Below are 12,839 nucleotides of genomic sequence, written 5' to 3' on the forward strand. Positions count from 1 at the left end.
CGTCGACGGTCCTCCCCTAGGCCGCGGCCAGCGGGAACCGGGGCAGGCGGGCGGCGGTCCCGTCCACCGCCCGGTGCAGTTCCAGGAGGCACCCCGGATCGCCGCCGAGCATGTCGAGCAGGCCGTGGGCGCGGCCGACCAGCGGCGCGACGGCGGCGGCGTAGGACTCGGCGACCTCGTCGTCGAGCATCCAGGAGGCCATCTCGGCCCGCGCGGACGCCGAGTGGCGGGCGGAGGCGTGCAGCGCGAGGGCCTCGCGGCGCCGCGCGGGAGGCAGCCCGGACAGCAGGTGGACGAGCGGGAACGTCGCGGTGCCGCGGGTGAGGTCCTCGTGCCGTCCGGAGGCGAGGTCGCGCTGGTCGTCGACCAGCCGGCGGAGCACGCCGAGGGCGCGGCCGTACGCCCGCCAGCCCGCGGCCCGGGGCCGTCCGCTCCGGCGAGGCGCGCCGCCGAGGCCGCGGCCATCGCGTAGGGCGCGCCGGTCCTGCCCTCGTAGCCGCGCAGCACCGACGCGGGAGTCGCGTTCGGCGCCCGCTCGGCGAGGGCGCGGAGCCTGCCGTCGACGGCGTCCACCCAGGAGCGTGACAGCTCGTCCGCGAGCGCGGCGCGCACGGCCGCGCCGACGGGCATGCCGGCGATGAGCCGGCCGGGCAGGTGGCCGCCGACGGCCAGCGCGGTGAGCGCCCTCGTCGCGGTGGCGTCGCCCGCTGACGGGGGCGCACCGCCGGTGCCGGCGAGGCCGTCGAGGCAGCGGGCCGACGCCCACCAGAGCAGGTGCAGTACGGCGACGGGCATGGCGGGGCCCGGCTCCCCGGTCTCCGCCCCGTGCACCAGCAGCGGCAACGTGATCATTTCCTCCGCGCCGGGACGCGCGCCCTCGGCCCGGACGAGGTCGGCGTACTCCACGAGGAACTCCGACATGGCGCCCCCGACCATCTCGCGGCCCTCGTCCACGCCCATCGCGAGGCCCTCGGCGAGCAGTTCGCACAGCCGCGCCATCTCCACCTCGACCTCGGAGATCGCCCGTTCCCGGGCGGCCCTGCCGAACACTCCTTCGTCCACGTGCCGACTCCTCTGCTGCGGGGGCGCCTCGGGCCGTGCGCGTTTCCTGATCCCTCTGGCACAACGCTCGCCGGACGTGTCGGAAACGGCGCCGGACGCCCTTCCCGGGAAGGGCGCATAATCCGACCGGACGGCCGTCATCCTGCTACAGAAATGCGGGCCGCTGAACTGCGCCCCCGGGCAGTCCGGGGCGCGCCGGGCTGCCCGGCCCGGCAACCGGCGCGGCGCGGCCGCCCTCCGCGCCGGGCGCGCCCGTCCCGGAAACCGCATGTCAGCGTCCGCTTGCAGGGGCGTCCTCGCGGTGGGCGCCAGGGATCGCGCACGTCACCCGCCCCCTCGGAGAGCGAACGCCGCGCGTTGCCGCCTCATCACCGCCGCGCATTATCGGAGCAGTCTGACAAGGTCTATTTTCAGATTAGAATTCAATTGCTCCGACCGGCGGAGCCACTGTGACGTTGCCCACAACCAATTGGCAGAATGCGGCCAATCAGGCGGGGCCCGGCGGGGGCGGCTCGCATGAGCGCCCGCCGCGCCGGGCCCCGTCCCCCGATCCCCTGCCCGCGGGCAGGAGGCCCCTGCCGCGGGTCAGGCCGGAACGTGCCCCTTCTTCCGCGTCCAGTGCCGGTGCGCCGCGACCGACGCGACCAGTTCGGCGGGGAAGTCGCCGCCCGCGCAGCGCCCGGTGACCACGCCGGCGTCGCTGACGGTCGCCCCGTCGGAGAACCGCACGCCGTCGATCCCGGCGCGCTCCAGCAGGCCGATGCCCGCGTCGAGCGCGCCGATCGCCTTGCAGTGCACGAACGCCTCGGCGACGAAGTGCACGGCGTGGCCGTCCTGCGCCAGCGTCCCCGCGCTCTGCTCGCCGCCCGGCACGAGCACCGCGTCGTAGAGGACGGACGCGACGGTCGGCATGGCGCGGGTCACCTCGATCCGGCCGCCGTCGGCCGCCTGCACGAAGCCGTCCTTCGCGGCGAGGACCTCGACCACCGCCCCCGCCTCGGTGAGCACGTCGCCCACCGCCGCGACGGCCCCCGGGTCTGCCCCGTCCGCCACCAGCACCGCGATCTTGCGGCCCCGCACGGAGTCCGCGCGCGCACCGGCCTGGCTCAGCGCGGGTGAACTGCGGCCATGGCTGGCCGTCGCCCCCTCCTGCGGCGGCTGCACCCCGACCCCCGCGGCGACCTGGACGGCGAGGTCGTGGTCGACGCGGCCGAGGTGCTCGATCACGCCCTCCCGGATGTGCCGGTGGTCGCACTTGCCGAACTCGAAGCGGAACGCGCCGACGATGTGCTCCTTCTCCCAGTCGGACATGCTGTTCCAGAAGAGCGTCGCCTGGGAGTAGTGGTCGGCGAAGCTCTCGGCGCGCTTGCGGATCTTGTTGCCGTCCACCCGCTCCGGGTAGTGGACGTAGGAGCCCTCGCCGCCGACCGCCGGGCGGCCCCCCCGACAGCGAGTTCTTGTGGTAGCTCGCCCGCCCTGGTGGATGTCCATCTGGTGGTAGCCGTCGCGGTGGTGGTTGCGGACCGGCGCGACGGGCCGGTTCACGGGGATCTGCGGGAAGTTCGGCCCGCCGAGCCGGATCAGCTGCGTGTCCAGGTAGGAGAACAGCCGGGCCTGCAGCAGCGGGTCGTCGGTGAAGTCGATGCCGGGCACGACGTTGGCGAGGTGGAAGGCGACCTGCTCGGTCTCGGCGAAGAAGTTGTCGGGGTTGCGGTCGAGCACCAGCGTGCCGACCGGCCGCACCGGCACCGGCTCCTCCGGAATGAGCTTGGTCGGATCGAGCAGGTCGAAGTCGAACGCGTGCTCGTCCTCCTCGGGGACGAGCTGGACGCCGAACTCGTACTCGGGAAAGGCGCCGGCCTCGATCCGCTCCCACAGGTCGGCCCGGTTGAAGTCGGGATTCTTCCCCGCGATCTTCTGGGTCTCGTCCCAGGCGAGCGAGTGGGTCCCGAGCCTGGGCTTCCAGTGGAACTTCACGAACGTCGCGCGCCCCCCGGCGTTCACGAGCCGGAAAGTGTGGACGCCGAAGCCCTCCATCATCGCGAAACTGCGCGGCAGCGCCCGGTCCGACATGAGCCACATCATCATGTGCATGGTCTCGGGCTGGAGTTGCACGAAGTCCCAGAGGGTGTCGTGCGCGGAGGAGTCCTGCGGGATCTCGCTCGCCGGCTCGGGCTTCACCGCGTGCACGAAGTCGGGGAACTTGATGCCGTCCTGGATGAAGAAGACCGGCATGTTGTTGCCGACGAGGTCGAAATTGCCCTGCCGCGTGTAGAACTTCGTCGCGAAGCCGCGGACGTCCCGGACCGTGTCGGCGGAGCCCCGGGAACCGCCGACGGTGGAGAACCGCACGAACACCGGCGTCGTCAGCGACGTGTCCGTCAGGAATTCGGCCGTGGTGTACTCGGCGAGGGACTCGTGCAGCGTGAAATGGCCGTAGGCGCCCGCCCCCCGCGCGTGCACGACCCGCTCGGGAATCCGCTCGTGGTCGAAGTGGGTGAGCTTCTCGCGCAGATGGAAGTCGTCCATCAGCGACGGTCCGCGCTCGCCCGCGGCGAGTGAGTCGTCGGTGTCGTCGACCCGGATCCCCTGGTCGGTGGTGAGCCTCGCCCCTTCCGGGCTCACCCTCCGCCGGTCCAGTTGCTCCTGCTTCCGGTCGTCACGGCCGGCGGGCTCACCCATGCTCTGGCTCCTCGTATGGTGACGCGTCGGTGGTGACTGCGCACGTGCTGTGGCGGGCTACCCCGGTATTTCCACGGCATGCGTTGTTTGACGGGAACTTGGTCGGTGTTGCGGACCGGCGGAGACGGGCCGGCGCGGCTTGTCAGGCGGCTGACAAAGGGCGCCGAGGACGGTGGAGCCGGGTGAGTGTCGCGCGTCACGCCGCGTGCCTAGGTTGGGACGACCGGGCCCCGCGCCCGCTCCAGCACGGGGATGGGAGGTGTCACCGTGGCGACGGCCTACGACGACGCGGACTCCGGGCCGCCGGTCCTCGACGGCCTGGCGGACGAGCCGTGGCGGGACGTCCCCGCGGAGGAGGCGCGCTGGATGCGCCCCCGCCTGCCCGGCCTCCTCGGCGTCATGGTCGAGGGGGTGCTGCGCCACGTCCCCGAGTACGACCGGCCGGGCGACGCGGCCTACTGGCGGGTGGCCGAGGCGGCCGTCGCCAAGGCGATGGAGCACTTCGTGCAGATGATCGCCGACCCGGACACCTCGTGGAAGGAGGTGTACCAGGTCTACTTCGACGTCGGCTACGGCGAGGCCATGGAGGGCCGCAGCCTGGAGCACCTGCAGAACGCGATGCGCGTCGGGTCCCGGCTCGCCTGGCGGCACCTGGCGGTCGAGGCCGAGCGGCTGGGCCGCCCTCCCGCGCTGGTGAGCCTGCTCGCCGAGGCGAACTTCGCCTACCTGGACGCGCTGGCCTCGGCGGCGGCGCACGGCTACGCCCGCGCCCGGGAGAAGACCGCGGGCGAACGCGAGCAGCGCCGCGGCCGGCTGCTGACCCTGCTGCTGTCGGACCCGCCGGCGCCTCCCGAGGTCGTCCGCGAGCAGTCGGTCCGGGCCGGCTGGCCGCTGCCCCGCCGGCTGGCGGTGATCGTGCTGCACGCGCGGCGGGGCAGCGGCGGCGAGGGGCCGGCCGGGCTGCCGCCGTCCCTGCTCACCGGGCTCGACCACGGCCGCCCCTGCCTGGTCATGCCGGACCCGGACGGCCCCGGGCGCCTCGACGAGCTGGCCGCGACGCTCGCGGGCTGGACGGGCGCGGTCGGCCCCTCCGTGCCGGCGGAGGAGGCCGGGACGTCGCTGCTGTGGGCGCGGCGCGCCCTCGACCTGGCGCCGCCCGCGCCGTCCGGCCCGGCAGGGCCCGCCCCCGGCCGGACCGGACGGCGGCCGCGGCGCGGCGGGCTGCTCGTGCGGGCCGAGGAGCACCTGGCCGGCCTGCTGCTGCGCGAGGGCGCCTCGCTCGCCGCGATCGTGGCCTCGCGGCGGCTCGCCCCGCTCGACGCCGCGGGGCCGCGGCAGGGCCTGCGGCTCGCGGTGACGCTGCTGGAGTGCATGAAGCACGGCTTCAACGCCACCGGGGCGGCCGAGGTCCTCTGCGTGCACCCCCAGACCGTCCGCTACCGCCTGGCGCAGCTCCACGAAATGTTCGGCTTCGACATCGAGGATCCGGAGATCCGGCTGGAGATGATGCTGCTCCTGCACACCTGGATCCAGCGCCGCGGCGGCTGACGCGCGTTCTTCTTTCCGGCTCCCCGCGCGTCCCGCCACCATGTCCGCCCCCGGAATCCGCTACGGTCAAGGTCGCCGCGTCGGCGAGGGGAAGGAAGACACAGAACACATGGCCGAGAAGGTCATTCGGGTGGACGACATCGACGGCTCCGAAGGGGCCGATGTCGCAAAGCGGGACTTCGAAGTCCTGGACCGGACGTTCACGATCGACTTGAACGATGACAACTACAAGCGGCTGAACGAGATGCTGGACGCCCTCGCGCCCTTCATCGAGAACGCCGCCGAGGTGAAGCCGGCCGGGAAGGGCCGCAAGTCCCGCACCGCGAAGATCAAGGGCTACACGAACGGCGATGTCCGCGCGTGGGCATTGCGTGAGGACATCGAAGTCTCCGAACGTGGCAAGATATCGGATGAGGTCTATGCTGCATTCATCGAGGCACATCCGGACGCCAAGCCGGACGCATAGCTAGAGGGAGTCCCCGCATGGCACAGAAGGTCGAAGTCCTTCTCGTGGACGACATCGACGGTGGAGAGGCCGACGAGACCGTCAGCTTTTCCATCGACGGCACGTCTTATGAGATCGACCTGAGCAAGAAGAACGCCGCCAAGCTCCGCGGCGGCCTGGAGCCGTTCGTGGCCGGCGCCCGCAAGGCGCGCAAGGCCGCCGGCCGGGGCGGGCGCGGTACGCGCACCGCGGGGAGCCGCGAGCGCTCCGCCGAGATTCGCGAGTGGGCGAAGAACCGCGGCATCAAGGTCAATGAGCGGGGCCGTATCCCCGCCAATGTGATCGAGCAGTACGAAGCCGCGCACTAGCGGCCGCCGCGCGGCCGGCGGTGTTCCGGCGCGCGGCGAGGGGCCGGGGCCGGATTTGTCTGCGCCCCGGCCCTCTTGCGTGCGCATCGGGCAAATCTTCCCCCCATTGCGGGAGAGAATGCCAGTAATGGTGCGAGACAACACAATAAGCTGTCGCCGGGGGCGACGGCGGAGGGGGCGGCCCGTTGACACGCGTGACGCGGCGGGACAGGGTCCGGTACTGGTTCGACCGGACGATGTCGAAGGGGACGCCCGCTCTCATCGGCTGGCTCGGGCTCGCGTCCGGAGCCCTGGTGCTCGTGGTCGCGACCGCGGCGGTCGTGGTCGCGCCCGGCGACAGCGAGTCCAACGGCCACTGGCCCGGCATGGTCTGGCGCAGCCTGCTGCGCACGCTCGATCCCGGGACGATGGGAGGCGACACCGGCACCGCGCCGTTCCTCGGTCTGATGCTCGTCTCGACCATCGGCGGGATCTTCATCGTCAGCTCGCTCATCGGCGTCCTCACCACCGGGCTGGAATCGAAGATCACTGAGTTGCGCAAGGGCCGGTCGCGGATCGTCGAGCACGACCACACGGTGCTGCTCGGCTGGTCCGAGCAGGTCTTCACCGTGGTGGCGGAACTGGTGGAGGCCAACCAGAGCCGGCGCAGGTCGTGCGTCGCCATCCTCGCCGACCGCGACAAGGTCGAGATGGAGGACGCCCTCCGCGCCCGGGTCGGCGACCTCGGCCGCACCCGGATCGTGTGCCGCACCGGCGACCCGCTGAAGGTCGCGGACGTGGAGCTGGTCAGCCCCGGCACCGCGCGGTCCATCATGGTGGTGACGCCCGAGGTCGAGGAGTCCGACGCCCGCGTCATCAAGGTGCTGCTGTCGCTCGGCGCCCGCCCCTGGGGGCGGCGCCGCCCGCACGTCGTCGCCGCCGTGCACGACTCGGCGAACCTGCCCGCCGCCCGGCTCGCGGGCGGCCCCGCCGCGCACGTCATCGACGCCGACGACGTGGCGATCCGGCTGATCGTCCAGTCGCACCGCCAGTCGGGCCTGTCGCAGGTCTGCACCGACCTGCTGGACTTCGCCGGGCACGAGTTCTACATGCGCGCCGAGCCGGCCCTGGCGGGCACGCCGTTCGGCGACTCGCTGTCGGCCTACGACCTCGGCGTCCCGGCCGGGCTGCGGCGCGCCGACGGGGCCGTGCTGCTGAACCCGCCGATGGACACCGTGATCCGCGCCGACGACGAGATCATCGTCCTGGCGGAGGACGACCTGCTGATCCGGCTGGCCACCGGGCCCGCGCCGCCGGTCCGGGAAGAGGCGATCACCACGGCGACCCCGCGGCTGCCGGCGGCCGAGCGCACGCTGATGCTCGGCTGGAACCACCGCGCCCCGAAGATCATCGAGCTGCTGGACGGGTTCCTCGCCCCGGGCTCGGCGCTGGTCGTGGCCGCGCCGCGCGAGGACCCGACGGGGGCGCTGCCCCCGTCGGTCAACCTCAAGATCTCCTTCGTCCGGGCGGAACCGACCGAGCGGCCGGCCCTGGAGTCCCTCGACCTCGGGTCCTTCCAGCGCGTCATCGTGCTGTCGGACGCCCGGCACGAGCGGGAGCACGCCGACGCCCGCACCCTCGTCACGCTGCTGCACCTGCGCGACATCGAGGACGGCCTCGGCGACCCCTTCGCCATCGTCAGCGAGATCAACGACGACGCCAACCGGGAGATCGCCCAGGTGACCAAGGCCGACGACTTCGTGGTCAGCGAGAAGCTGATCAGCCTGATGCTGACCCAGCTGAGCGAGAACCGGCACCTGTACGAGGTGTTCGCGGACCTGCTCGACCCGGCCGGCTCGGAGCTCTACCTCAAGCCGGCCTGCGACTACCTGGCCCCGGGCGCCGAGGCCGACTTCGCCACGCTCATCGAGTCGGCGCGGCGGCGCGGCGAGGTCGCGCTCGGCTACCGGCTGACGGAGCGGTTCCACGAGCCGCCCGGCTACGGGGTGGTGCTGAACCCGGACAAGACGGCGCCGCTGACGCTGTCGGCCGACGACCGCGTCATCGTGCTCGCCGAGAACTGAGCGGGGCTCACCCGGGCGGCGGGCCCAGCTCGTGCCCGGCCCGCACGGCGCCGGCGACGCGCTCGCGCAGCGCCCGCTCGGCCCGGCGGGCGTCCTCGGCCATCCCGCGGATCTCCTCGCCCGCCATCGCGTCCCCGACGGTGCTCGCCAGCAGGTCCCGGTAGCGGGCGTTCTGCTCGGGCAGCGCCCGCAGGACGCCGGACTCGTGGTAGGCGTCGTCGGCGTCGCCCGCCCGGCGCGCGTAGGACTCCAGCGCCTCGATCCGCCCGGCGACCGAGCGGACCGACAGCTCCAGGGCGCGGTCCTGCGGCTCCAGCAGGGCCCGGACGCGCGGCGAGAGGCGTTCGGGCCGCTGGGCGCGGCGCTCCCGGCGCAGCCGCGTGTGCTCGGCGAGGGCGCCCGCGATCGCCCACTCCTGCCGCGGCAGGACGACCGCGTTGTTGATGTCGTCGAGCAGCCCGGCGCGGTGCGCCTGCGACCCGAGCACGCCGTCCACGGCGCGCTGGGCGCGGACGAGGAGCTCCGAGGCGGGCTGGTCGAAGTCGGCCGGCAGCAGGTAGCGGCCGTGGTGCTCGCGCGCGGCGCGGGCGGCGGCGGGCTCCCGGACGTACCGCAGCGCCCCGGCGACCCAGCCGGCGAAGCTCGCGGCCGCGAGGGCGACGGCGGCCTCCACCTGGCCGAGCAGCAGCAGGAGGACCTGGAGGGCCGGGGTGAGCATCATCGCGAGCACGGGCAGCCTCCCCCAGCGCACCGCGCCGCCCACCAGCTCGTCGTCGTCCAGCGAGGCGACGAAGCACACGCGCAGCCACCCTCCGGGCAGCACGCCGTGGAACAGCGCGAACGCCGGGATCCACACCATCCGCGCCGCCACCGTGGCGGTGCGCAGCCGCGGGGACGCCGGAGCGGGCAGGCGGGCCGGGACGAGCCGTTCGGGCGCGGCGGCCAGCAGGGCGCGCTCCTCGCCGCCGATGCCGGGATCGAACACCGGGCGGGGACGGTATCGCTCGCTCATCGCCACTCCCCTCCGCGTCGGGAACCTCGTGCCGGGCGGTTCCGAGCCTTCCACGCGGAACCCGGCTCCCTCCGGGTTGTCACGAGATCCGGACATTCGTGCCGTCGCTGGGCCTCCCTCCTCCGGTGCCGGCTAGTCCTGCAGCTCCGCCCAGACCTCCCGGTCGCGCTCGGCCGTCCAGATCCGGGGGCGCTCGACGCCGTCCAGCTCGTCCCAGAGGCGGGAGACGTCGAACGGCAGGCAGTGCTCGAAGATCGGCCAGCCGCCGTAGGCGGGGGCGAGCGCCGCGTGCACGGCGGCGAACGCGTCCCTGAGCCCTCCGCCCTCCCGCCGGACCCGCTCCACCTCGCCGATCATCGTGGTGAGGAAGTCGCGGGTCTGCCCGACGGCGGCCTGGGCGGCGTCGCGGCCGTGCGCGACGGCGCCGCGCCCGCCGACGAGGATCTCGGCTCCGAAGGAGTGGACGTGGTCGAGCGTTCCGGCCGCCCACTCGCGGTGGAACGCGTCGCCGGTGTAGAGGGCGGCCTGCGTCTCCACGAGGTCGCCGGCGAACAGGATCCGGTGCCGGGGCAGCCACGCCACGATGTCGCCCTCGGTGTGGCCGCGCCCGCAGTAGGCCAGGTCGAGGTCGCCGCGGTCGCCGCCGAGGTCGATGGTGAGGGTGCCGGAGAACGTCGTGGTCGGCCGGGTGAGTCCCGGGATGCCGTCCGGGTCCTTGAACAGCCGGGGCATCCGGCCGTACTCCGACTCCCAGTCCTGCCGGCCCCGCTCGGCGATCAGTGCGCGCGTCAGGTCGTGCGCGACGACCACCGTGGCGCCGAACGCGCTCGCGCCCAGCGTCCGGACGGCGTGGTAGTGCGAGAGCACCAGGTAGCGGATGGGCTTGTCGGTGTGCTCGCGCAGGACGGCGAGCCAGTCGCGCGCGGCTGCGGGGGTGGCGAGGGCCTCGAAGCAGACGAGGAAGTCCTCGCCCTCCACCGCCCCGACGTTCGGGTCGCCTTCCGCCGTGAGCGCGTACACGCCGTCGGCGAGGATCTCCAGCGTCTGCGTCTTGTCGCCCAGGTCCGCGGACGACGCGAACGGTCTCGGCATGGGCGCCCCCTCGCGGTCGTGGCCCCGGCCTCTTCGCCTGCACAGTGGTTCATTCCACGCACAGCGGTCGATAACCGTCTCACCTCCCGGGGAGGGACGGCCCGGGCGGGGGTAGGAGGGATCTCGAAGACGCCGCGCGTGAGGAGGTCGCCCGGGTGAACGCCGCGCTCGGACTGCTGGCCGTCCTCGTGCTGACCGCAGCGACCGGCTACTTCGTGGCGCAGGAGTTCGCGTTCGTCACCGCGGACCGCCCTGCGCTCGACCAGCGGGCGGCGGAGGGCGACCGGGCCGCGGGGCGCGCGGTGCGGGTGATGGGCCGGCTGTCGTTCATGCTGTCGGGCGCGCAGCTCGGCATCACGGTCACCGCGCTGGTCGTGGGCTTCATCGCCAAGCCGGCCCTGGCCGACCTGATCGCCCCGGCGCTGCGCGCGGGCGGGGTCCCGGACGCGGCGGCGGGCGCGGCGGCGGTCGCGCTCGGGTTCGTCCTGGCCACCGTGGTCCAGATGCTGCTGGGCGAGCTGTTCCCCAAGAACCTGGCGCTGGCGAGGGCGGAGGGGATGGCCCGCGCGCTGGCCGGGCCCACCCTGGTCTACCTGGCCGCGGCCGGCCCCCTGATCAGGCTGTTCGACGCGTCCGCGAACCGGCTCGTCCGCGCGGTGGGCATCGAGCCCGTGGAGGAGCTGCGGCACGGTGCGACGCTGGAGGAGCTCGGGCACATGATCGGCGAGTCCGGGGAGCAGTTCCAGGCGGGCCACGCCGACCTGCTGGAGCGGGCCCTGGCGTTCTCCGAGCGGGACGCCGAGGAGGTCATGGTGCCCCGCGTCGACGTGGTGACCGTGCCGGCCACGGCGCTCGCCGCCGAGGTCAGCGACGTGATCGCGGCGAGCGGGCACACCCGCTACCCCGTCCTCGGCGAGGGCGTCGACGACGTGGTCGGGGTCGTCGGGCTGGAGGAGCTCGTCGCGCTCGGCACGGACGCCGCCGCGCGCACCGAGGTCCGCGCGCTCGCCCGGCCGCCGCTGCTGCTGCCGTCGTCGCTGCCGCTGCCGGAGGTGGTGCTGCGGCTGCAGGGCGCCCGCGAGGCCCTCGCCTGCGTGGTCGACGAGTACGGCGGCTTCGCCGGCATCCTCACCTGGGAGGACGTCGCCGAGGAGCTGGTCGGGGAGATCGCCGACGAGAACGAGCCGGGCGAGGACCTCGCGATCCGCAGCGGCGAGTGGTGGACGACGGACGCGGGCCTGCGGATGGACGAGGTCGCCCACGAGACCGGCATCGCGCTGCCGGAGGGCGACTACGAGACCGTCGCGGGGCTGCTGATGAAGCGGCTCGGCCGGGTCGCGCGGCCGGGCGACGTCGTCCGGGTGGAGCTGGCCCCGACCCGGCTGGACGAGCCGGCCCGCACCGCCGTCGTGGAGGTGCTCACCATCCGCCGGCACGTGCCGGAGCTGATCCGCATCCGCACCGTGGAGGACACCGTGGAGGAGGGCCGGTGAACCTCGGGCTGGGCGCCCTGGTCACGCTGGCGCTGCTGGCGGGCAACGGGTTCTTCGTGGCCGCCGAGTTCGCGCTGGTGGCGGCGCGGCGGCCGCGGCTGGAGCGGTCCGCCGCGCACGGCGGGCGGGGGGCGGGCGCGGCCGTCGCGGGGATCGACGAGCTGTCGCTGACCCTCGCGGGCGCGCAGCTCGGCATCACGATGTGCTCGCTCGGCCTCGGCCTGGTGTCCGAGCCGGTGTTCGCGGAGACCCTCGCGCCGCTGTTCCACGCCGCCGGGCTGCCGGGGGGCGCGGCGCACGCCGTCGCGTTCGTGCTGGCCCTGGCGCTCGTGACGTTCCTGCACATGGTCGTCGGCGAGATGGCGCCGAAGTCGTGGGCGATCGCCGACCCGGAGCGCTCGGCGAGCGTGCTGGGCCTGCCCTTCCGCGCGTTCGCCACCCTCGTGCGCCCGCTGCTGACGGCGCTGAACGGCGCGACGAACCTGCTGCTGCGGCTGGTGGGCGTCCATCCGGCCGACTCGCGGGAGGTGTCGCGCACGCCCGAGCAGCTGCGCAGCATCGCCCAGGAGTCGCGGCGGCTGGGGCTGATCGGGCAGAGCGAGCTGACGCTGCTCACCGCCGCTCTGGACGCGCCGCGCGCCCCGCTGGCCGGCCTCGTCGTGCCGGTCGCCGACATCGCGTCGGTCCCCCCGTCGGCGACGCCGCAGGAGGTCATCGACGCCGCCGCCCGCACCGGGCGCATCCGGCTCATGGTGCGGGGCTCCGCGGGGCCGGGGCAGGCCCGGATGGTGCACGTCCGGGACGCCTTCGTGGCCCGCGCGCGGGGCCGCGCCACCCCCGCCGGGGACCTGGCGCATCCCGTCCCGGCGATGCCGGTCGGCACGCCCGTCGGCGAGGCGGTCGCCACCCTGAAGGCGGGCCACAGCACCCTCGGCCTCGCCGTCGCGCCGGACGGCCGCGTCGCCGGCCTGGTCAGCCTGGACGACCTGCTCACCACGCTGCTGGCCGTGCGCTGACCCTTCCGGGGCTGTCAACGTTGGTTGACATAGGATCGATGTCAACTTACATTGACAC

The 12,839-nt window shown here is 74.0% G+C and carries 10 protein-coding genes; 6 read left to right on the plus strand and 4 right to left on the minus strand.

Annotated features, from left to right (window positions below; genetic code table 11):
* Positions 1-16 precede the first annotated feature (16 nt).
* Positions 17-382 (minus strand): hypothetical protein, encoded by a 366-nt coding sequence (locus tag ACQEU6_RS13590; RefSeq protein WP_499331949.1) that lies wholly within the window; start codon positions 380-382, stop codon positions 17-19.
* 1,265 nt (positions 383-1,647) lie between these two features.
* Positions 1,648-3,744: a catalase gene (locus tag ACQEU6_RS13595; protein ID WP_499331951.1), complete on the minus strand. Its 2,097-nt coding sequence runs from the start codon at positions 3,742-3,744 to the stop codon at positions 1,648-1,650.
* Positions 3,745-4,011: 267 nt separating this feature from the next.
* Between ACQEU6_RS13595 and ACQEU6_RS13600 the strand changes: the two genes are divergently transcribed.
* The 4 genes from ACQEU6_RS13600 to ACQEU6_RS13615 all read left to right on the plus strand — a co-directional run bounded on the left by ACQEU6_RS13600 (position 4,012) and on the right by ACQEU6_RS13615 (position 8,168).
* The gene (locus tag ACQEU6_RS13600) at positions 4,012-5,292 is read left to right on the plus strand and encodes a PucR family transcriptional regulator (RefSeq protein ID WP_499331953.1); all 1,281 of its coding nucleotides are present in this window, start codon (positions 4,012-4,014) and stop codon (positions 5,290-5,292) included.
* Positions 5,293-5,401: 109 nt separating this feature from the next.
* Complete coding sequence (locus ACQEU6_RS13605; protein ID WP_089312171.1) at positions 5,402-5,758, plus strand: histone-like nucleoid-structuring protein Lsr2; 357 nt, start codon at positions 5,402-5,404, stop codon at positions 5,756-5,758.
* Between the two features lie 17 nt (positions 5,759-5,775).
* Positions 5,776-6,105 (plus strand): histone-like nucleoid-structuring protein Lsr2, encoded by a 330-nt coding sequence (locus tag ACQEU6_RS13610; RefSeq protein WP_499331956.1) that lies wholly within the window; start codon positions 5,776-5,778, stop codon positions 6,103-6,105.
* A 185-nt stretch (positions 6,106-6,290) separates the two neighbouring features.
* Positions 6,291-8,168 carry a CASTOR/POLLUX-related putative ion channel gene (locus ACQEU6_RS13615; protein WP_499331957.1) on the plus strand — a complete coding sequence of 626 codons (1,878 nt, stop codon included), beginning with the start codon at positions 6,291-6,293 and terminating at the stop codon, positions 8,166-8,168.
* A 7-nt stretch (positions 8,169-8,175) separates the two neighbouring features.
* Here ACQEU6_RS13615 and ACQEU6_RS13620 read toward each other — a convergent pair whose 3' ends face one another.
* Together ACQEU6_RS13620 and ACQEU6_RS13625 are read right to left on the minus strand one after the other, a co-directional pair.
* Positions 8,176-9,180 carry a hypothetical protein gene (locus ACQEU6_RS13620; RefSeq protein ID WP_499331959.1) on the minus strand — a complete coding sequence of 335 codons (1,005 nt, stop codon included), beginning with the start codon at positions 9,178-9,180 and terminating at the stop codon, positions 8,176-8,178.
* Between the two features lie 132 nt (positions 9,181-9,312).
* Positions 9,313-10,272 (minus strand): MBL fold metallo-hydrolase, encoded by a 960-nt coding sequence (locus ACQEU6_RS13625; protein WP_499331961.1) that lies wholly within the window; start codon positions 10,270-10,272, stop codon positions 9,313-9,315.
* A 155-nt stretch (positions 10,273-10,427) separates the two neighbouring features.
* Between ACQEU6_RS13625 and ACQEU6_RS13630 the strand changes: the two genes are divergently transcribed.
* Together ACQEU6_RS13630 and ACQEU6_RS13635 are read left to right on the plus strand one after the other, a co-directional pair.
* Positions 10,428-11,765 carry a hemolysin family protein gene (locus ACQEU6_RS13630; protein ID WP_499331962.1) on the plus strand — a complete coding sequence of 446 codons (1,338 nt, stop codon included), beginning with the start codon at positions 10,428-10,430 and terminating at the stop codon, positions 11,763-11,765.
* Entirely contained in the window at positions 11,762-12,781 is a 1,020-nt protein-coding gene (locus tag ACQEU6_RS13635; RefSeq protein WP_499331964.1) for a hemolysin family protein, read from the plus strand. The genes ACQEU6_RS13630 and ACQEU6_RS13635 overlap by 4 nt, the downstream gene beginning before the upstream one ends.
* Positions 12,782-12,839 lie beyond the last annotated feature (58 nt).

The organism is Spirillospora sp. CA-108201 (assembly GCF_050936235.1).
Lineage (GTDB): Bacteria > Actinomycetota > Actinomycetes > Streptosporangiales > Streptosporangiaceae > Spirillospora.